Below are 20648 nucleotides of genomic sequence, written 5' to 3' on the forward strand. Positions count from 1 at the left end.
CCGCGCGGAGGAGGCCTACGAGGTCTTCGCACACGGTCCGGAGACCGGCGCCCTCAAGGTCGTGCTGCACCGCGAGGCACCGGAACCGCCCCGGTGACCGGTCCTCCGATCCGCACCGGATCGACGAGGACAGCTCTCACTTCCCGTGGGCGACGAGGAAGTCGGCGCTGCCGGACAGCGTGGTGAGCTGCGGTGTGTCCTCGTCATCGATACGCATGCCGGTCCGTTCGCCCAGGATCTCGATGTAGGCCAGGAAGTCCAGCGAATCCATCTCGAGCGCGTCCCGAAACGCCTCGTCGGGACCCAGCGTGGCCAGGTCGGCGTCCGGAATGACCTGGGCGATCGACTCCTTGACCACGTTCAGCGCATCGGTTCGGTTCACAGCTTCTCCGGGTTCTGCAAGAGACGGTCGAGCGTTGTCAGATAGCGGGCCCCGACGGCGCCGTCCGTCGCCCGGTGGTCCGCCGAGAGGGTGGCCGTGACGACGGGACGTACGCCCAGCAGGCCGTCGACGGCACACGGCCGGTCGACCACCCGTCCGAAGCCGACCAGGGCCACCTGTGGCGGATGAATCACGCCGAACACGGTTTCCACGCCTTGGTCGCCGAGGTTGGTGACCGTGATCGTGGCGTCGGACACTTCGGATCCGCGCAGCCTGCCCGTGCGGGCGCGTGACACCAGGTCTTTCAAGGCGCTCATCAGCTCGGGCAGTCCGAGGGTGTCTGCCCGGTGCAGGGCGGGTGCGACGAGTCCCCCGCCACGAAGGGACACCGCCACGCCGAGATGGACGTCCTGAGCAGCAGTGAAGCGGTCGTCGGTCCAGAAGCCGTTGAGCTCGGGCACCTCGTGTGCCGCGAGGGCGGCCGCCTTGAGCAGCAGGGCGGCCGGAAGCAGCCGTCCGGACATCGGACTGCGCCGGTTGTGGTCGTGCAGCCAGTCCATCGCGGTGGCCATGTCGACGGTGGTGGACAGGTAGTAGTGCGGGATGTCCCGGTTGGCGCGGGTCATCAGGCGTGCGATCACCTGGCGCATGCCCGACGCCCGGTCCCCGGGAGGGTGGGAAGCACGCACGGCAGCGGTGGTGCGGCGCGACGGTGGGGGCGCGGCAGCATGACCGGAGGCCGCCTTGCTCACGTCTTGGGCGCGGATGGCGGAATCCTTGCCGGTGCCGGTCACCGCGGACAGGTCGACACCCAGTTCGGCGGCGCGTCGACGGGCGAGGGGAGTGGCCCGTATGCGCGAGGGCCGAGCAGCGGTCGTGGCTGCCGCCGCCCGCTCGATGTCGGCCCGGGTGACACGTCCTGCCGGCCCGGAGCCGTCGAGGGCCGTGAGATCGACGCCGCTCTGCTCCGCGAGGTGCCGGATCAACGGGCCTGCCTCGACGTGTCCGCGGTCCCGGCCCCCGGAGGGCACCGGCGTGCGGGCAGGGGAGGGCTCGGAGGTCCTGGCGGGCCTCGCGTGCTCAGGGGCGGGCGGGGCCTGTGGTTTCCCCTGGACCTTCCGGGCTCTCTGCGGTTCCCCGCGCTCTTCTGCCGCCGGCTCGATCAGCGCGAGCGGCGTGCCCACCGGTACCGTCGTGCCCGGCTCGACGAGCAGCCGTCCCATCGCTCCGCTCTCGAAGCACTCCACCTCGATCGTGGACTTCGCGGTTTCGATGACCGCGACCGGATCGCCTCTGCGGATGAGGTCGCCGGGCCCCACCAGCCATTCCACCAGCGTGCCCTCGTCCATGTCGGCGCCGAGTGACGGCATGGTGAACTCGCCCATGGTCAGTCCACCGCCCGGTGTGCGGCCGCGACGATGTCCGCGGTCTGTGGCAGGGCGGCCTCTTCCAACTGCCGGGCGTACGGAATGGGCACCTCGGCGCTGCACACCCGCTCGACGGGGGCGTCCAGGTCGTAGAACGACTCCTCGGCGATGCGGGCGGACACCTCGGCGGCGAGACTCCCCGTGCGCCATGCCTCGTCGACGATCACCGCACGGTGGGTACGGGCCACGGACGCGGTGACGGTCGCACCGTCGAGGGGCCGCAGCGTGCGCAGGTCGATCACCTCGGCGTCGATGCCCTCGGTGGCCAGCCCGTCCGCCGCCGCGAGCGCCTTGGGCAGCGAACCGCCGTACGTGATCAGGGAGATGTCGGTGCCAGGCCTGCGGATCGCGGCATGGTCCAGGTCCACGGGGGCCGTCGGCGGGGCGAGTTCGCCGGAGACGTTGTAGAGGCCGCCGTGCTCGAAGACCACCACCGGGTCGGGGTCGGCGAGCGCGGGGGCGAGCATGTGGCGTGCGTCCTCGAGCGTGGCCGGGGCGAGCACGCGGATGCCGGGAATGTGTGCGTAGAAGCCTTCCAGGCTGTGCGAGTGCTGTGCCGCGAGCTGCCGCCCCGCGCCCGTCGTCATACGGATGACCAGCGGCACGGACAGCTGGCCGCCCGACATGTGCAGCAGGGTGGCGGCGTTGTTGAGGATCTGGTCGAGGGCGAGCAGGCTGAAGTTGACGGTCATGATCTCGACGACGGGCCGCATCCCGGCCAGAGCGGCGCCGATGCCGGCCCCCACGAACGCGGACTCCGAGAGCGGGGTGTCGCGGACGCGGTCCGGTCCGAACTCCTCCAGCAACCCGAGACTGACGCCGAAACAGCCGCCGTACCTGCCCACGTCCTCGCCCATGAGGAAGACCCGGTCGTCGGAGCGCAGGGCTTCCCGCAGGGCCTCGCGCATCGCCTCCCGGTACGTCGTCTTCGTCCCCTCCGTCGCGACTGCGTTCACGGTCGGCTCACCTCCTCGGCCGAGGTACTGGTGACGTGGCGGAGCAGGTCCTCGACCGCCTCCTCCGGGGCCTGCGCGGCCGCTTCCACGGCGCGGTCGATCTCGTCGGTGATCCGCTGCTCGATCCGGGTGAGTTCTGAGCCGTCGAGTTCGCCGTTGGCACGCATGAGGTGCATCAGCCGGTCGATCGGGTCCCGGGACTTCCACTCCTCGATCTCCGCCTTCTTGCGGTAGCGGTCCGGGTCGTACATGGAATGGGCGCGGAACCGGTAGGTGCGCAGTTCCAGGAAGTGTGGTCCGGTGCCTGCCCTGATGCCTTCGACGGCCCGCCGGGCGGCCTGTTCGACGGCGTCGACGTCCATGCCGTCCACGGCCCAGGCAGGCATGCCGTAGGAGGCGGCGCGCATCGCCAGGTCGGTCTGGGCGTGCTCGCGCGTGAGCGCCGTTCCCATGGCGTACAGGTTGTTCTCACAGACCAGCAGCAGGGGCAGATTCCACAGGGCGGCGAGGTTCGCCGTCTCGTGGAACTCGCCCTCGGCGAAGGCTCCGTCGCCGAAGAAGCAGCAGGTGACGCGGGGCATGTCGCGCATCCGGTCGGCGAGGGCGAGACCGGTGGCCAGGGGAAGACCACCGGCGACGATCGCGCTGCCGCCGTAGAAGCGGCGGCTCGCGTCGAACAGGTGCATGGATCCGCCCCGGCCGCCGCTGCAGCCGGTCGCCTTGCCGTACATCTCGGCCATGACGGCCTCGGCCGTGAGGCCACGGGCCAGCGCGTGGCCGTGTTCGCGGTAGGTGGAGACGACCGCGTCCTCGGGGGTCAGCGCCTCGTTGACGCCGACGGCGACGGCCTCCTCGCCGATGTAGAGGTGGACGAAGCCGCGGATCTTCGCGGCGCTGTACAACTCGACGCATCGCTCCTCGAAGCGCCGGATGCGCAGCATGGCCGTCAGCAGGTCCGTTCGGCGCCGGACATCCGGTCGGCCGACCGGCGGGGGTCCGGTGTCCGCCTTCCGCTCGGCCGTCGCGGTTTTCCTGCCGGGCTTCGGGGGTGCCGAGTCCTTGCGGGTGTGGGTGGTGGGGCGGGCCGCGCTCATGCGGATCCCTCCAAGGTCGACAAGTCGCCGACAGGCAGATCGAGTTCACGCGCACGCAGCAGTCGGCGCATGACCTTGCCGCTGCGGGTCTTGGGCAGGTTCTGATCGAACGCGATCTCCCTGGGCGCGACGGCCGGACCCAGCCGCCGACGGGCGAAACCCAGCAACTCGCGCTCCAGATCCGCAGAGGGGCCGATACCAGGGCGCAGCGACACGAAGGCCTTGACGATGTTCCCGGCCACGGGGTCCGGCCGTCCGATCACTCCGGCCTCCGCGACCGCCGGGTGCTCCATCAGCGCGCTCTCCACCTCGAACGGACCGATCAGATGCCCCGCCGACTTGATCACGTCGTCGGCGCGTCCCACGAACCAGTACCAGCCGTCCGCGTCCCGTCGTACCAGGTCGCCGGTCAGGTACCAGCCGTCGGTGAAGGCGGCCTCGTAGCGCTCCTTGTCGTGCAGATAGCCGCGGAACATCGACGGCCAGCCGGGGCGCAGCGCCAGCTCGCCTTCTTCGGCGGGGCTCTGCACTTCCGTGACCCGGCCGCCGCTGACCAGCGCCCGGCCGTCCTCGCCGGTCCTCAGCACGGTCGCCTCGACGCCGGGCAGCGGGCGGCCCATCGAGCCGGGCCGGATGTCGCAGGCCGCGTAGTTCGCGATCATGATGCAGCCGGTCTCCGTCTGCCACCAGTTGTCGTGCACCGGCAGGCCCAACACGTCCCGGCCCCATACGACGGCCTCGGGGTTGAGGGGTTCCCCGACGGAGGCGATGAGGCGCAGGGCCGACAGGTCGTAGGAGCGCGGCAGGTCGTACGGGCCCTGACGCGGTGTCGCACGCATGAGCATCCGCAGCGCGGTGGGTGCCGTGTACCAGACGGTGACCCGCTGCTCGCCGAGGATCCGGTACCAGCGGCGGGCGTCGTAGTCGCCCTCGTCGACGACCACCGTCACGCCGTGCACCAGCGGGGCGACGATGCCGTACGACATCCCCGTGACCCAGCCGGGGTCGGCGGTGCACCAGTACACGTCCCCGGGGCGCAGATCGAGCGCGTACGCGGCCGTGGCGTGGTGGGCGACCACCGCCTCGTGGACATGGACCGCGCCTTTGGGGGTGCCCGTGGTGCCGCTGGTGAAATGCAGCAGGGCCATGTCTCCGGGCGAGGTCGGCGGGATGGTGAAGGTGTCCGCGGCGGCGGACATCAGCGCGTCGAAGGAGACGGTGCCGGGCAGATCCTCGGTGCCCGGCCCGACGATCAGGACGTGCTCCAGGCCGGGCAGTGAGTCCCGGCGGTCGGCCACCTTCTTCCGGTAGAGGGCCGCTGTGGTCACGAGAACCCGGGCGTCGCCGAGACTCAGCCGCTGCTCCACCGGGTCGGGGCCGAACGCGGAGAACAGCGGGCAGAGCACGCCGGTGTTCTTCAGCGTGCCCAGCACCGTGGTGTAGAGCTCGGGGCAGCGGCCGAGCAGTGTGAACACCCGGTCGCCGCGGCCGACGCCGAGTGTCCGCAGCACGTTCGCGAAGCGGGCCGTACGCCGGGCCAGCTCGGCGTACGTGACATCGGTGACGGCGTTGTCCCGGGCGATGCACCGCAGCGCGACCTTGTCCGCCTGGTCCGAGGCCGCATGCCGGTCCACCGCCTCATGGGCGATGTTCAGCCCGCCGCCGGGCAACCCGGCCAGCGCATGGCGCGCCTGAGCCCAGGTGAACGTCGAGCGGGCCCGTTCGTAATCGGTGAGCCGGGGCGGAACGACCGGTGCGGTGTCCTTGTGGATCGTTTCCCAGTCCATGGGTGCTCCTCGCGGCACTGCCCTTGATCTCCAGGGTCGCGGAGTATGGCGCCGGTCGCACGTCGGTCCGCGTGGAGCGCCCGGACCGATGGACGGGCGGCATCTGTCCGCCTCGAGGGAGCCGAGGGCCGCCCGCTTCTTGCGGGCCCTCATCGCACGGTGCGCGGTCCCGCTCCGCTTCTCCGTGTCCTTTGCGGCCCTCGGCTCATTTCCATCACACCGCTGCCCGCCCGCCGGCCGCTTCCGGCGCTGTCCGAGTACGGGTTCTCCCTGCGCTATCGCGGTCACTGGGGCATCGGCCTGCGGCACCACAGCGGGCGGCTGGAGCTCGGCGTACCGGACTCGGAGGAATCGCCGGTCCGCGTGGTACTCGCCGACCGGGCCGTCACCATCGCCCCCGGAGAGACCTGCACGCTCCGGCTGCCAAGGAGTCGTGAACGTGCCTGCGCGCTTTCGGAGCCGCACCGTCGCCCGGCTCTCGACCCGGATTTCCCGGACGACGGAGAACTCCCATGGCCACCACAGGCCCCAGCGGATGATGACCACCACACCGGGCCCAACAGGGCCCGGTGTGGGGCCGATCGCCCACGACCTGCACCACGGGTGCGCGGCCGGTGCGCTGCAGCTCGACGAGACACTTCACACCGGTTCACTTCTTGACGATCCGCTCGTGAGGTGGCACTCGACGTCGACGACGCCCTCGACGGCGCGCGCCGCGCGGGCGGCGACGGGTACCAGCGCGGTGTCCCGTACGCGGCCGGTGAGGGTGACGACGCCGTCGGAAACCTCCACCCGCACCGTTTCGAGCGGGGCGGGGAAAAGACGGGAGACGACTTCCCGATCGACCTCCTCCGCGAGCTCCTCGTCCGTCCGCAGAAAGACCTTCAGCAGGTCGACCCGGCTGATGACGCCTTCGAGTAGCCCTTGGTCGTTGACGACGGGCAGCCGCTTCACCTTGCGCTGAGCCATGATGCGGGCGGCCTCGGCCAGGGAGGCGTCGGCGTGGACGGTGACGGCCGGAGTGCTCATCAGCTCGCCGGCGGTCACTGCGCCTGCCTTGGCCAGGTCGGACAGGCGGCGTGCCTGGGTGAACCGGTCGGGGCCGCTGTCGCGGAACTCCTCCTTGGACAGAAGGTCGGCCTCTGAGACGACGCCGACCACCCGGCCCTCGCCCTCCAGCACGGGCAGGGCGCTGACCTCCCATTGCGCAATGAGTTGAACGATGTCCTTGAACGGGGCGTCGCGGCCGACAGCCACGACGGTGTGTGTCATCACGTCGCTCACGGTGTGCGGGCTGCCGTTCATGATCTTCTCCTCGGGCTGTCAGGTGCGAGAGGGGTCCAACCGGTACGCGGTACGGGAACCTCGATCATTCGGTACTGCCGCTGCCGTACGGGGCGTACAGGTCGAGCAGCCGGATGCGGGCGGAGTGCAACCGGTGGGCGACCACCCGGCCGACCCACACGGCGACAGCGCGGCCGAACTCGGGGTCCTCGGCGCACAGCGCCCGCACGGCCTCCGCGTCGAACTCCCACGCCCGCACCGGGCTCGTGGTCTCGGCGCCCATCTGCCACAGGTAGGGCGGGAAGTGCCAGGACCAGCCGACCAGCTCCCCGTGGCCCAGCGATTCGATGACGGCGGCACGGCGACCGGGGACCTGCAGATCGAGGGCGACGGTCCCGGTCCGGATGATCCAGAACCGATCCGCGCGCCGACCCTCATCGAACAGGCGGGCTCCGATGTCGAAGGAGACCTCGCGGGCGTGCTGCAGCAGCCGCTCGCGGTATTCGGCAGGGAGTGCCGCGGTCAGAGTGGTGGTTGTCATCACTTCGTCTCCTTTCGCTCCCCCTGCCGCGTCCGGGCGGCGAGCGTGTGGTGCGGCGCCGATTTCCTCGGTGACGTCGACGCGGGGCCCGCAGCGCACGCAGCCGAAGCCGTCGGGCCGCTTGTGTGAGGCGGAGAGCTTGCGGGCGGGCCCTTGCCGACAGCGGCTCGGACGAGGAAGCACTGGAAGACCCCATCCGGCCCGTTCCTGTCCGGATCGGCGGTGATACGACCGTCCGTCATCGCAGCCCTCCGGAGAAATCGTGGGCCCCGATCTCAGCCTGGGCCCGGTCGGCGTCGGACGCCATGGGTCACTCGGGTCCCACCGGAGGGCCCTTCGGCCCAACCGGCGGGCAACCGCTCATCAGCGTCCGCACAGGCACCAGGAGTTCGCCTCGTCAGTGCTGTCGCCGGAGAACGGCAGCCGTGGAGATTTCCGCGGCCGATCCGGTGAAAGTGCTGTCCATCGAGGCGGTGGCTGTCATGCACCCACCCCTTCCGAAAGTTCCGGCAGCGGCTCCGCGCTGCTGCGACGTGCCACCCCCGCCCCAGGGCCGCCCGGTCCCAGGGCCGGACCGTGGGTTCCGGTCACCTGCTGTCGCTCACATCGGCCTCCTCCAACGCCGCCCGCCCGGCCTCCAACCGTGCCACCGGAACCCGGAACGGCGAGCAGGAGACATAGTCCAGGCCGGCGGCGTGGAAGAAGTGAACCGATTCGGGGTCGCCGCCGTGTTCGCCGCATACGCCGATCTTCAGCTCCGGCCGGGTGGTGCGGCCCTCGGCGACCGCGATCCCGACGAGCCGGCCCACGCCGTCCTGGTCGATCGTCTCGAACGGGGAGGTGAGGAAGACACCCTTGTCGAGATAGGCGGAGAAGAACTCCGCCTCGACGTCGTCGCGGGAGAAACCCCATGTGGTCTGGGTCAGGTCGTTGGTGCCGAAGGAGAAGAACTCCGCCTCCTCGGCGATGCGGCCCGCCGTCAGCGCCGCCCTGGGCAGCTCGATCATGGTTCCGACGGGGCAGGTGACGGGGACGCCGGACGCCTCGGAGGTCTCGGCGAGCACCCGCTGTACCTCCTCGCGCACGATCCGCAGTTCACGCACGTCCCCGACGAGCGGGACCATGATCTCCGCCCGGGGAGCGCCGCCGGCCCGGGCGCGTTCGGCGACGGCCTCGCCGATGGCCCGTACCTGCATGGTGACCAGGCCGGGAACCACCAGGCCGAGGCGCACGCCTCGCAGCCCGAGCATCGGGTTCTCCTCGTGCATCCGGTTCACCGCGGTCAGCAGTTGGACGTCGCGCGCGACCGGGAGGTTGCCGCGCGCTTCGGCCGAGGCGATCCGCACCGCGAGTTCTGTTCGGTCGGGCAGGAACTCGTGCAGCGGCGGGTCCAGCAGGCGAATGGTGACCGGCAGGCCGTCCATCGCCTCGAGGATGCCGACGAAGTCCTGCCGCTGGAGCGGCAGCAACGCCGCCAGAGCCCCGTCGCGTTCGGTGTCCGAGCGCGCCAGGATCATCTCCTCGACGAGCTTGCGGCGCTCGCCGAGGAACATGTGCTCGGTGCGGCACAGCCCGATGCCCTGAGCGCCGAACCGGCGGGCCCGCACGGCGTCCTCAGGGGTGTCGGCGTTGGCTCGCACCTCCAGCCGCCGGACCGTGTCGGCCCGGGCCAGGGCGCGTGCCACCGCGTCGACCACCCCGGCTGCTCCCTCGCCGGTGTCACCGGTCTCCAGGAACCGCATGACCGCCGAGTCGACGAGGGGCACCGCCCCCGGATACACGGCACCGGCGGAGCCGTCCACGGAGATGACCGTGCCCTCTTCGACGACCGTGCCGTCAGGGGCGGTGAAGCGCTGGGCCTCCGTGTCCACCTCGAGGTCCTCGGCGCCGCACACGCAGACCTTGCCCATGCCGCGGGCGACCACGGCCGCATGACTGGTCTTGCCGCCGCGGCTGGTGAGCACGGCCTGGGCGGCGATCATGCCGGGCAGGTCGTCGGGGGTCGTCTCCTGGCGGACCAGGATCACCTTCTCGCCGGCCGCGGCACGTCGTACGGCCTCCGCCGAGTGGAAGACGGCCGCTCCGACCGCGGCACCCGGAGACGCCGGGAGGCCGCGGGCGAGCGGTTCTCCGTCCCCCGAGGTGTCGAAGCGCGGGAACATGAGCCGGGTCAGTCCCTCGCCGCTCACCCGGGCAAGGCTCTCGTCCGGGGTGATGAGTCCCTCGTCGGCGAGTGCGGCGGCAAGGGCGAAGGCCGCCTCGGCGGTGCGCTTGCCGACCCGGGTCTGGAGCATCCACAGCGTGCCGCGCTCGATGGTGAACTCGATGTCGCACAGATCGCGGTAGTGCCGCTCCAGCGTCCGCATGTGGGCGCACAGCCGGGCGTACGACGTGGGGTCCAGCCGCTCCAGCTCGCTCAGGGGCACGGTGTTGCGGATGCCGGCGACGACATCCTCACCCTGGGCGTTGGACAGGTAGTCGCCGTACGGCCCGGGGTGCCCGGTGGCCGGGTCGCGGGTGAAGGCGACGCCGCTGCCGGAGTCGGAGCCGAGGTTGCCGAAGACCATGCGCTGCACGCTGACGGCGGTGCCCAGATCGTCGGGGATGTGCTCGCGCCGACGGTACAGGCGTGCCCGCTCCCCGTTCCAGGACTCGAAGACGGCCAGGATCGCCCGGCGCAGCTGCTCGGCGGGAGACTGCGGGAAGCCCTCGTCGGTTTCCCGGCGGATCACGGTCTTGTACGTCTCCACCAGCTCGGCGAGGTCACCGGCCTCCAGGTGCATGTCGTCCGGGGCGCCATGCAGGTCCTTGAGCTCGGCCATGGCCTGCTCGAACAGGGCGGCGTCGACGCCCATGACCGTGCTGCCGAACATCTGGACGAGGCGGCGGTAGGAGTCCCAGGCGAAGCGTTCGCTGCCGGAGACCTTGGCCAGGCCTAGGACGGAGTCGTCGTTCAGCCCGATGTCGAGGATCGTCTCCATCATGCCGGGCATGGAGAAGCGGGCTCCCGAGCGGACGGACAGCAGCAGAGGATCGTCCCGCTGCCCCAGCCGTCGGCCTGTGGCCTTCTCGAGAGCCTTCAGGTGATCGGAGATCTCCCGCGACATGCCCGAAGGCTCGCCACCGGTGGTGAGGAAGGCCCGGCAGGCCTCGGTGGTGATGACGAAACCCGGTGGGACCGGCAGCCCGAGCTGTGTCATCTCGGCCAGGTTCGAGCCCTTGCCGCCGAGCAGGCCGGCCATCTCACGACCGCCCTCGGTGAAGTCGTACACGTAACGGACCATGACACCGTCCTCCTCCGTCAGGGGCCTGTTGTGTCCAGCGTCTGACCGCGGCGCCCCTGGTGGGAGGTGCCGGCAGGCCCGGGCAAGGGGCCGTTGGGCCCGTCACCGCCCGCCGGCGGTGCTCCTGACGAAAAATGGGGGGTGAAGATCCGTGCAAGGGCTGTGCGGCTTCTGGGCATCCGTCTCAGCGGGAAGAGGCTCGAAGGCGTCAGGAGCCCCGGAAGCGATCCGGGGCCCGAGAGGGGTGCACCATGCCTCGCAACCTAGGTGGTGCGAGTCGGCCGGCTCCCCCGAGAATCCGGCGGCCGCACACTGGGCGGCCCGAGGGGCTCTGCGCCGTGGTACCGGGCTCGGTGTCGTACACCCCTGGCACCACCCGGCCCGGCCCGCGCCGTACGTCCCCGTGGACAGCACCGGGCACGACTGGGCCGAGCAGACCGTTCGGGGGCGTCCACAGTGGCTGCGCACCCCGTCCCGGGCCACGGATCGTCGACCACCTCGTGTACGACGCGCCGGTCGCCGCCCTCGTCGCCGTCACGGAGGGCAGTGCTCAGGAGGGCGTCGTCGCTCTCGGCGAGGTGGTCCTCGGGAGTGCTCGGTGCCGTGGGGGTGGCGTAGTCGTCAGCCGGTTGCGGCTGCTGGCCAGGGTGCTGGTCGTGGCCGATGGTGATGCACAGGTCCCCTTGGGGGCACATGGACGCGCCGCACAGGACCCGGTGGTGCGCCTAGGCGAACCTGGAGTCAGCACTGCCGTGAAAACGCTCAGTGACTACTGCAGGGAGGACGCGCTACGCCGGTCAGCCGAGACGGCAGCGGCTGCTCGGCTGGGGGCGCGGAGCGAGGGCAGTTTCTGGTCGCCACAGAGGACCTGGCAACAAGCAGGAGGAGGACCACGCCTCGTAGTCGTCGACTGTTCGCCGCAACTGAACGCCCCCGCGTCGGCGGGGAGGACGCGGAGGCCCGGGCGGGCGGCCTGGGTGAGCCGGTTCTCCCCGCTGACGCGGGGGCGTTCCGGCCCGCAGCGCGGTCCATCCGCGCGGTTCAGTCGGGTCGTCACAGGCTCCGGCTGGGGGAGTGCGGGTCGGCGGCCTGCGGGAGGCCGGGTGGAGCGGCGCTGAGCTGTGTAGGCCTGCGGGGCGCTGCCGGCTTCATGCGTCGTGCTGATCCTCGGGGCCGACACCATGCAGCTTTGCTGCAGACCGGATCATCTGGAAGCCGTACCACAGGAGCAAGCTCTGCGGGGCAGGGACCGGGAGAGCGTGCGAGCCCGGAGGACACAATGTCCCAACGGCCACGCGTGCACGCCGGAGAACTCGTACTTTGATCCCCGAGGGTTCCGGCCGTGCCGGCGGTGGCGCGCCGCGAGGGGCAGGAGTCGCCGGGTTCTCCCGGCCGTGTGAGATCTCGTGAGACGTGAGAGGGTTTGGGGCGTGAGTGAGACACCACCGAGCACCCTGCAATACCGCTTTGACGGGCCGGAAGACGCACCTGTCCTGATCCTGGCTCCCTCACTGGGTACCACATGGCACATGTGGGACCGGCAGATCCCCGAGCTGACGAAGCAGTGGCGGGTGTTCCGGTTCGATCTGCCGGGGCACGGAGGCGCACCCGCCTACCCGGCGGGCTCGGTCGGCGAGCTCACCGCGCGGCTGCTCGCCACCCTCGAGGGCCTCGGGGTGCAGCGCTTCGGCTACGCCGGCTGCGCCTTCGGCGGTGCGATCGGCCTCGAACTGGCCCTGCGGCACCCCGAGCGCGTCGCCTCCCTCGCGCTGATCGCCGCCTCGCCCCGGTTCGGCACCGCCGACGAGTTCCGCCAGCGCGGGGTGGTCGTCCGGACCAACGGGCTCGACCCGATCGCCCGTACCTCGCCCGACCGCTGGTTCACCAGCGGCTTCGCGGCCGCGCAGCCCGCGATCACCGAGTGGGCCGTGCAGATGGTGCGCACCACCGACCCGGGCTGCTACATCGCCGCCTGCGAGGCCCTCGCCTCGTTCGACGTGCGGGCCGAACTCGGCAGCGTCGGCGTGCCGACCCTGGTGCTGGTCGGCTCGGACGACCAGGTCACCGGCCCCGCCGAGGCCCGCACACTGGTCGCCGGCGTGCCGGACGCCCGGCTGGCCGTGGTGCCCGGCGCCTCCCACCTGGTACCGGTGGAGCAGCCCGCCGCCGTCACCGACCTGCTGGTCCGGCACTTCTCCACCGCCTGGCAGCCCGCCTTCGAGCAGGTCACCGGGCAGACCGTCCTGCCCGCCGTCCCGGACCAGGCCGTGCGGGTGGTGGTGCCGCCGCAGGGCGGGCCCGTCGCCGAGATCGCCGCCGCCGTCCCGCCGCAGGCCCAGGGCAGGCCCGACCCGTACGAGACCGGGATCAAGGTCCGCCGGGAGGTGCTGGGCGACGCGCACGTCGACCAGGTGCTGGCGCAGACCGACGACTTCTCGGGCGACTTCCAGGAGTTCGTCACCCGCTCCGCCTGGGGCGAGGTCTGGAACCGGCCCGGCCTCGACCGGCGCACCCGCAGCTGCGTCACCCTCACCGCCCTGGCCGCCGGCGGCCACCTGGAGGACCTCGCCGTCCACACCCGGGCGGCCCTGCGCAACGGCCTCACCCCGGGGGAGATCAAGGAGGTCCTGCTCCAGGCGGCCGTCTACTGCGGCCTCCCCGCGGCGAACAGCGCGTTCCGGGTGGCCCAGCAGGTCGTCCGGGAGGAGACCACCCCCCAGGAGTGAGACCGGGAGTGAGCACCGGGCACCCCGCGCGGACGGGGGCGCGGGGGCATCATGGGCTCATGAGGCTCACGAAGAAGTCGCACTCCTGCGTCCGCCTGGAGAAGGACGGCCGCACCCTCGTCGTCGACCCCGGCGGGTTCAGCGAGGAGGACGCCGCGCTCGGCGCGGACGTCATCCTGGTCACGCACGAGCACCCCGACCACTTCGACGAGGGCCGGCTGAGGGCCGCCCTGGAGGCCGACCCGGCCGCGGCGGTCTGGACCCTGAAGTCCGTCGCGGAACAGCTCTCGGCCGCGTTCCCGGGCCGGGTGCACACCGTCGGGCACGGCGACGCGTTCACCGCCGCGGGCTTCGACGTCCAGGTGCACGGCGAGCTGCACGCCGTGATCCACCCGGACATCCCGCGCGTCACCAACGTCGGCTACCTCGTCGACGACGGGGCCCTCTTCCACCCCGGCGACGCCCTCACCGTCCCCGACCACCCCGTCCGGACGCTGATGCTCCCGGTCATGGCCCCCTGGAACAAGATCTCGGAGGTCATCGACTACGTCCGCGAGGTCCGGCCGGAGCGCGCCTACGACATCCACGACGCCCTGCTCACCGATCTGGCCCGCCCGATCTACGACCGCCAGATCGGCGCGCTCGGCGGCGCCGAGCACCTGCGGCTCGCTCCCGGGGCGACGGCCGAGCTGTGAGCGGGGGCGGCGGCCGTCCGCCGCCGGTCGGGCCTTGTCGGTGGGGCCGGGTAGGTTGTGGGACATGCGCATCGCCACCTGGAACGTGAACTCGATCACCGCCCGCCTGCCCAGGCTCCTGGCCTGGCTGGAGAGCAGCGGCACGGACGTGCTGTGCCTCCAGGAGGCCAAGGTCGCCGAGGAGCGCTTCCCGGTCGAGGAACTGCGCGAGCTGGGCTACGAGTCCGCGGTGCACGCGACCGGCCGGTGGAACGGCGTGGCGGTGCTCTCCCGCGTGGGCCTGGAGGACGTCGTCAAGGGCCTGCCCGGCGATCCGGGGTACGAGGGTGAGCTGGAGCCCCGTGCCGTCTCCGCGACCTGCGGCCCGGTCCGCGTCTGGTCGGTGTACGTGCCCAACGGCCGCGAGGTGGACCACCCCCACTACGCGTACAAGCTCCAGTGGTTCGAGGCGCTGAAGGCGGCCGTGGCCGGGGACGCGGCGGGCAACCGACCCTTCGCGGTCCTCGGCGACTACAACGTGGCGCCGACCGACGACGACGTCCACGACATCGCCGCCTTCGAGGGCCTGACCCATGTCACCGAGCCCGAGCGCGCCGCCCTGGCCTCACTGCGCGAGACCGGCCTGACCGACGTCGTCCCGCGCCCGCTGAAGTACGACCACCCGTTCACGTACTGGGACTACCGCCAGCTCGGCTTCCCCAAGAACCGCGGCATGCGCATCGACCTGGTGTACGGCAACGAGCCGTTCGCCAAGGCCGTTTCCGACGCGTACGTCGACCGTGAGGAGCGCAAGGGCAAGGGCGCCTCGGACCACGCGCCGGTCGTGGTGGATCTCGACGTGTAGGAGGTTCCGGGGCGGGCCCGGGGATGCGGTCTTCGGTGAAGGTGCCGACAGCGAGCCTGTGGTGCGGACGGCGGTACGAATGTCAGGCTGGGGGGATGAACATCCCTTTCCTGGGCCACCGGCGCGAGAAGCCGGCGGTCCGTGACTCCGAGGGCATCGCGGAACTCCTCGCCGAATGTGAGCTGTTGCGCTCCCAGGCTTCCCGCGCCGGAGTCCGACTGGACGACTCCCAGGCCTCGTTGGAGGCGCTGGACCAGATGGTGCCCGGGAGCTGGCGGGACGACGAGGACGCCCTGACCCGGCTGGGCAACGACGTCGGGCTCTACCTGGGCACGGTCATCGTGCGCACCGTGCCGGGAGCCGTCTGGGAGATCCGCTCCGACGGGCAGCCCGTCGTACGGCTCGCCTCCGGGCGGGAGTTCGACGTCGTGGACTCCGGGCACCAGTGGGCCGCCAGCGGGGTGCCCGAGCTGTCGCAGCTGTACGCCGAGGTCGCGGAGGCCTGACGCGTCCGGGCTTCTCGAGCACCGAACAGGGGGACGCGGGGAAGGCCGTCCCGCCGGACCTCGACTACGATGTGCTCTCCGATCCGGTGAGGGAGGGGACTTCGCGGCCGGAGCGGGGACGCTGTCGCCGGGAGGGGCCTGCCGCCCCACACCTGCGGGTGGCGGTTCACATAGGCCAGTCCCGTCCGGCGGCAGTCGGAGATCACTGCTCGCGCGGTGGAGGCGACCCGCACCACGGGCCGCCCACCGGCGGGAAGAAGGTCAGCTGCGCGCCGGACGGGTTGCGCCCGCCCACCGGCTCACACTCCTCACCAGGCCCACCCCATCGGCTTTGGCGCCCGGGATCCGCACGTGCGGACGGTGGGCGGCCCGGGACGGCTCAGCGCAGCACGTCCGCCCAGTTCGCGGGGACGCGGCCCGCCGGGCCGGGCGCCGGCTGGTCCGCCGGGTGGCTCACCGGCGGCGCGAGTGCGGGGCCGGTCTCGTACAGCTCGTTCGTGTCGTAGTTCCAGAACCAGCCCTCACCCGGCTCGTAGCTGCGGATCACCGGGTGCCCGGCGGCCCGGTGGTGGGCGGTGGCGTGCTTGCCGGGGGAGTCGTCGCAGCAGCCGATGTGGCCGCACTGCGCGCAGCGCCGCAGATGGAACCACCAGCCGCCGGCGGCGTCGCACTCGACGCAGCCGGCGCCGCTGGGCGGGACGCGGGGGTCGATTCCGGTGTCGCTGGTCATACCGGCTCCTGGGATGTCGTGCGGTCCTCGGACGTGAGCGGCGGCCCGCCGGAGGAGGCGGACGAGGCGGAGGGTGCCTCCGAGGCGGAGGAGAGTGCCGCCCCGTCGGGTTCGACGGCGGCCAGGGGCAGCAGCACCCGGAAACGGGTGTCACCGGGCGCCGACTCCACGTCGATGCCGCCGTGGTGCTTGTCGACGACGATCCGCCGGGAGATGTCCAGCCCCAGGCCGGTGCCCTGGCCGACCGGTTTGGTGGTGAAGAACGGGTCGAAGATGCGGTCGCGGATCTCCGGCGGCACGCCGGGCCCGGTGTCCCGGAACTCGATGAGGAACCGGCCGTCGTGGAGCGCGGTGCGCACGGTCAGCGTGCCGTCGCCGCCCGCGCCGTCCATCGCGCAGAGCGCGTTGTCGATCAGGTTGGTCCACACCTGGTTCAGTTCCGCCGGGTAGGCGGGGATCCGCGGCAGCGTACGGTCGTACTCCTTGACGATCCTGATCCGCGTCCCGATCTTGCCGGACATCATCAGCAGTGTGCTGTCCAGGAGTTCGTGCACGTCGACGACCTGGTGGGGGGCGCGGTCCAGCTGGGAGTACTGCTTGGCGGCGTCCACCAGACGGGAGACCCGGGTGGTGGAGTCCGCGATCTCGTCCATGAGCAGCTCGGTCTCCACCGTGTAGTTGAGCCAGCCCACGGCGTTCGGCAGGATCTCCTGCCCGACGACCGCCGCCACCTGTTCCAGCCAGTCCACGTCGAGCCCGGCCTGCACGAAGGTCGGCGCGGTCTGCCAGCCCTGCTCGATGCCGTGGTCCTCCAGCCAGTCGGTGAGGGCGTCCTCGCGGTCGGCCGCCTCCAGCGGGGTGAGCACCGGCGCCTTGGCGACCCGCTCGGCGGTCCGTTGCTGGATGTCGATCAGATTCGCCAACTGGTCCTTGGAGAAGGAGCTTTCGGCGATGAGGGCGAGCTTGTGCCGCATCCTGGCCACCCGCTCGCGCAGCGTCGCGGTGGCCCGGACGGCCGCCGCCGCCGGGTTGTTGAGCTCATGGGTGAGCCCGGCGGACAACGACCCGAGCGCCAGCAGCCGCTCCCGCTGCCCCACGGCCGCCTGAGTGCTCTTCGTCCCGAAGAACAGCCCCTCCAGCAGATGCACCGCCATCGGGAACCACTCGCGCATGATGTCCGCGAACGTCTCGGCGGGCAGCACGAAGAACCGCGTCGGCTCCGTGACGCGCATCGAGTTGTTGTAGACCTGCCGCAGCCGGTCCCCGAGGTACGCCTGCATGGCGCCCGAATAGACCCCGCGCTGCGAGGACCGGATGACCTCCACGTCGTCGCCGCCGACCCGGCGGGAGAGCACCACCGTGCCCTCCAGCATCACGTAGAAGCAGGTGGCCGGCTCGCCCTCGGTGTAGACCGGGCCGGGGTCGAACCGCTCCGTCCGCCCCTCGCGGCACAGTCGGCCCAGCTGTTCGCCCGACAGCTTCTCGAACAGGAAGAGCGAGCCGATCTCCTCCGGGCTGCACGGCGTCGGCCGGCCGCTCACGACTGCTCCAGGTACCGGTGGACGAGCATCACGGCCATGGCTCCCTCTCCTACGGCGGACGCGACCCGCTTGGCGGACTCCGCGCGCGCGTCACCCGCGACGAACACGCCGGGCACATCGGTCTCCAGGTGGTACGGCGGCCGGTCCAGCTCCCAGCCGGGGGGCGGACGTCCGTCGGGCGTGAGGTCGGGCCCGGCCAGGATGAACCCGCGCCCGTCCCTCAGCACCGTGCCGTCCAGCCAGTCGGTGAGCGGGGCCGCGCCGATGAACACGAACATCCACTGGGTGTCGACCAGCTCGCTCCGCCCGCTCACCGTGTCGCGCAGGGTCAGTTTCTCCAGGTGGCCGGAGCCGTGCGCGGCCTCCACCACGGTGCCCGTGCGCACCGAGACGTTGGGGGTCTCCTCGATCTGCTGGACCAGGTAGTACGACATCGACGCCGACAGGGAGGCGCCCCGCACCAGCAGGGTCACCGACTTGGCGTCCCGTGCCAGGTACATCGCCGTCTGCCCCGCCGAGTTGGCGCCGCCCACGATGTAGACGTCCTGGCCGCGGCAGGACGGCGCCTCGGTCAGAGCCGAACCGTAGAACACCCCGCAGCCGGTCAGCTCCCGCACGCCGGTCGCGGGCAGCTGCCGGTAGGACACCCCGGTCGCCAGGATCACGCTGTGGGCGGCGACCGCCGAGCCGTCCGAGAACCGTACGGTCCGGGCCGCGCCGCCCACCTCCAGGCCCGTCACCTCACGCGCGGTGAGGATCTCGGCGCCGAACCTCGCCGCCTGCCGGCGGGCCCGGTCGGTCAGCTGGGCGCCGGAGACGCCGTCCGGGAAACCCAGGTAGTTCTCGATCCGGGAGCTCTGCCCGGCCTGCCCGCCGGTCGCCGAGCGCTCCACGAGCACCGTCCGCAGCCCCTCCGAGGCCCCGTACACGGCAGCGCCGAGCCCGGCCGGGCCGCCGCCCACCACGACGAGGTCGTAGAAGTCGGCCGCCGGTGTCGTCGCCAGCCCCACGTGGGCCGCGAGCTCCGGCGCCTCCGGCTCCAGCAGGGGCGTGCCGTCCGGGGTGACCACCAGCGGCAGCCGCTGCCCGTCCTGCCCGGCGGCGGCCAGCAGCCGCCTGCCCTCGGGCTCGTCGGAGGAGTACCAGCGGTAGGGCACCTGGTTGCGGGCCAGGAACTCCCGCGCCTGGGACGACCGCGCCGACCAGCGGTGCCCGACCACCTTGGTGCTGGGCACCGGCCGGTAGTCGCTGCGCCGCCAGGCCTGCAGCAGGTCGTCCAGGACCGGGTAGAGCTTCTCCTCGGGCGGGTCCCAGGGCTTGAGGAGGTAGTGGTCCAGGTCGACGACGTTGATCGCGTCGATCGCCGCGTCGGTGTCCGCGTACGCGGTCAGCAGGACCCGCCGCGCGCCCGGGTACACGTCCAGTGCCTGTTCGAGGAACTCGATGCCGTTCATCCCCGGCATGCGGTAGTCGGCCAGGACGACGGCGACGAGGTCGCCGCGGAGTTTCAGCTCGCGCAGCGCGTCCAGCGCGGACTCGCCGGACTCCGCGCGCACGATCCGGTACGAGGCGCCGTAGCGCCGCCGCAGGTCCCGGGCGACGGCGCGGGAGACCCCCGGGTCGTCATCCACGGTCATGATGACGGTCCGCGTCGGCTCCACGGCCTGTGCCATGTGCGTCTGCCACTCCGTGTGATCGGACAGGCGACCCGGCGCACCCTTGCGACACCGCGCCGGCTCCCGCCCATCGTATGTTCGATCGTCCCGGTTTGTCAGAGTGTGCGAAGAGCCGCAGTTCCGGCCGCCCGCTTCCGTGATCACCTGGCGGGAGACGGCGCCGTGCCGGACCTGATCGTCGGCTCCGGCCCGATCACCCCGTGGCGATCGCCGCGCGGCCGCACCCCCTCGCCCGTCCTGTGCCGCTCGAGAAGGCATCGGCCCGGAGGGGAAGGGGAATGGTGCGGGCCGTCCACCGGCGGCTCAGGACTTCTGCTCCTTCCTGCGCGAGCCGCGTGCGCCGCGTGGAGCGGGCGGAGCGGGCGCGGACGGCGGCTCCGCCGAGGGCGTCGAGGCGGCGGGGGCAGGCAGCGGGGTCTGCGCCGCGCGGGTCACGTCCCCCACCAGCTCCACCACGTCGGGGCCGTACGCCTGCGAGTTGATGACCTTCAGCAGCAGGACGAAGGAGTTCGAGCCGTGCTTGCGGGCCAGCTGCTCGTGGTGGCGGGCGAGATAGCGGGTGGCGGCCTGGTTGGTGATCGCGCGCTGACCGCAGAACAGGAACACCGGCCGGGTGTCGCGCCGTTCACCGGCGGTGAGCCGGGCGAGCAGGACGTACTCGGTGACACCCGGTTCCATCCGGTAGAGCTCGGTGCCGATCCGGAAGGCGCCCCGGTCCGGGCCGGGCTCCGGATCCACGTTGACGCGCACCCCGGGCAGCATCGCCGCCATGTGGGCCGTCATCCGCCGGTTCGACGCGGGTCCTCCCACGCAGAACTCCGTGCGCTCGCCGAAACCCTGGTGGGCCGTGTCGTGCGTGACCACCTGCACGTGCGCCCCGCAGTCCTTGATCAGCGCAGAGAGCTCGAGCAGCGAGAACACGTCGAAACGGTGCACGGCCGGCTCCGCCGTGGCAGGATCGCGGTTGACGACGAGGAGCGACTCGGAGTTCTCCGGCAGTCCGAAGAAGGCCTGCTTGCGCCGGAGTCTGCGCTTCCACAGGGAGGTACGGGCGATCCAGCCCAACGCGGCGAAGAGGCCGGAGGCGACCACACCCAGAACGATGTTGCGTACGTCGTCACTCATGGGCGCGCATGCTAGCGGGCTCGGGCAAACCCATGTTCGAGGCGTTCGGA

General features: G+C 71.7%; 16 protein-coding genes and 1 pseudogene. 5 read left to right on the forward strand and 12 right to left on the reverse strand.

Features of this window, described 5'->3' with window-relative positions; all coding sequences use genetic code 11:
* Nucleotides 1–136 precede the first annotated feature (136 nt).
* The 5 genes from ACWEQO_RS07045 to acsA are packed head-to-tail and all read right to left on the reverse strand — an operon-like array spanning nucleotide 137 to nucleotide 5646.
* A complete protein-coding gene (locus tag ACWEQO_RS07045; protein WP_361457608.1) occupies nucleotides 137–382 on the reverse strand; it encodes an acyl carrier protein in 246 nt (81 codons plus the stop codon).
* Entirely contained in the window at nucleotides 379–1767 is a 1389-nt protein-coding gene (locus ACWEQO_RS07050) for a 2-oxo acid dehydrogenase subunit E2 (RefSeq protein ID WP_452979758.1), read from the reverse strand. The genes ACWEQO_RS07045 and ACWEQO_RS07050 overlap by 4 nt, the downstream gene beginning before the upstream one ends.
* 2 nt (nucleotides 1768–1769) lie before the next feature.
* Nucleotides 1770–2765: an alpha-ketoacid dehydrogenase subunit beta gene (locus tag ACWEQO_RS07055; RefSeq protein ID WP_452979761.1), complete on the reverse strand. Its 996-nt coding sequence runs from the start codon at nucleotides 2763–2765 to the stop codon at nucleotides 1770–1772.
* On the reverse strand, nucleotides 2762–3859 hold the full coding sequence (gene pdhA / locus ACWEQO_RS07060; RefSeq protein WP_452979764.1) for a pyruvate dehydrogenase (acetyl-transferring) E1 component subunit alpha: 1098 nt from the start codon (nucleotides 3857–3859) through the stop codon (nucleotides 2762–2764). Before pdhA ends, ACWEQO_RS07055 begins: the two co-directional genes overlap by 4 nt.
* Nucleotides 3856–5646, reverse strand: a complete 1791-nt coding sequence (gene acsA, locus ACWEQO_RS07065; protein ID WP_452979767.1) for an acetate--CoA ligase — start codon at nucleotides 5644–5646, stop codon at nucleotides 3856–3858. Before acsA ends, pdhA begins: the two co-directional genes overlap by 4 nt.
* Nucleotides 5647–5883: 237 nt before the next feature.
* Between acsA and ACWEQO_RS07070 the strand changes: the two are divergent.
* Nucleotides 5884–6072 (forward strand): annotated as a pseudogene (locus ACWEQO_RS07070) (glycosyl hydrolase family 65 protein); the annotation flags it as partial.
* Nucleotides 6073–6285: 213 nt separating this feature from the next.
* Here ACWEQO_RS07070 and ACWEQO_RS07075 read toward each other — a convergent pair.
* The 3 genes from ACWEQO_RS07075 to ppdK form a co-directional block, all read right to left on the reverse strand.
* Nucleotides 6286–6951, reverse strand: coding sequence for a CBS domain-containing protein (locus tag ACWEQO_RS07075; RefSeq protein ID WP_452979770.1), 666 nt, complete (start codon nucleotides 6949–6951; stop codon nucleotides 6286–6288).
* Between the two features lie 64 nt (nucleotides 6952–7015).
* Nucleotides 7016–7471 (reverse strand): Crp/Fnr family transcriptional regulator, encoded by a 456-nt coding sequence (locus ACWEQO_RS07080; RefSeq protein WP_452979773.1) that lies wholly within the window; start codon nucleotides 7469–7471, stop codon nucleotides 7016–7018.
* 587 nt (nucleotides 7472–8058) lie between these two features.
* Nucleotides 8059–10755: a pyruvate, phosphate dikinase gene (gene ppdK / locus ACWEQO_RS07085; RefSeq protein WP_452979775.1), complete on the reverse strand. Its 2697-nt coding sequence runs from the start codon at nucleotides 10753–10755 to the stop codon at nucleotides 8059–8061.
* 1430 nt (nucleotides 10756–12185) lie between these two features.
* On the opposite strand from ppdK, the gene pcaDC reads away from it, so the two are divergent.
* From pcaDC to ACWEQO_RS07105, 4 genes are all read left to right on the forward strand, one after another.
* On the forward strand, nucleotides 12186–13481 hold the full coding sequence (gene pcaDC, locus ACWEQO_RS07090) for a bifunctional 3-oxoadipate enol-lactonase/4-carboxymuconolactone decarboxylase PcaDC (RefSeq protein WP_452979778.1): 1296 nt from the start codon (nucleotides 12186–12188) through the stop codon (nucleotides 13479–13481).
* A 59-nt stretch (nucleotides 13482–13540) separates the two neighbouring features.
* Complete coding sequence (locus ACWEQO_RS07095) at nucleotides 13541–14176, forward strand: MBL fold metallo-hydrolase (protein WP_452979781.1); 636 nt, start codon at nucleotides 13541–13543, stop codon at nucleotides 14174–14176.
* 64 nt (nucleotides 14177–14240) lie between these two features.
* A complete protein-coding gene (locus ACWEQO_RS07100; RefSeq protein WP_452979784.1) occupies nucleotides 14241–15020 on the forward strand; it encodes an exodeoxyribonuclease III in 780 nt (259 codons plus the stop codon).
* Nucleotides 15021–15115: 95 nt separating this feature from the next.
* Nucleotides 15116–15526, forward strand: a complete 411-nt coding sequence (locus ACWEQO_RS07105; protein WP_361457574.1) for a DUF6278 family protein — start codon at nucleotides 15116–15118, stop codon at nucleotides 15524–15526.
* 379 nt (nucleotides 15527–15905) lie between these two features.
* On the opposite strand, the gene ACWEQO_RS07110 is transcribed toward ACWEQO_RS07105, so the two are convergent.
* From ACWEQO_RS07110 to ACWEQO_RS07125, 4 genes are all read right to left on the reverse strand, one after another.
* Nucleotides 15906–16256, reverse strand: a complete 351-nt coding sequence (locus tag ACWEQO_RS07110; RefSeq protein WP_361457571.1) for a UBP-type zinc finger domain-containing protein — start codon at nucleotides 16254–16256, stop codon at nucleotides 15906–15908.
* The gene (locus tag ACWEQO_RS07115) at nucleotides 16253–17797 is read right to left on the reverse strand and encodes an ATP-binding protein (protein WP_361457568.1); all 1545 of its coding nucleotides are present in this window, start codon (nucleotides 17795–17797) and stop codon (nucleotides 16253–16255) included. The genes ACWEQO_RS07110 and ACWEQO_RS07115 overlap by 4 nt, the downstream gene beginning before the upstream one ends.
* Nucleotides 17794–19470: an FAD-dependent oxidoreductase gene (locus ACWEQO_RS07120; protein ID WP_452979790.1), complete on the reverse strand. Its 1677-nt coding sequence runs from the start codon at nucleotides 19468–19470 to the stop codon at nucleotides 17794–17796. The genes ACWEQO_RS07115 and ACWEQO_RS07120 overlap by 4 nt, the downstream gene beginning before the upstream one ends.
* Before the next feature lie 306 nt (nucleotides 19471–19776).
* On the reverse strand, nucleotides 19777–20598 hold the full coding sequence (locus ACWEQO_RS07125; protein ID WP_452979793.1) for a hypothetical protein: 822 nt from the start codon (nucleotides 20596–20598) through the stop codon (nucleotides 19777–19779).
* Nucleotides 20599–20648: the final 50 nt, after the last annotated feature.

Source organism: Streptomyces sp. NPDC004051, from assembly GCF_053604275.1.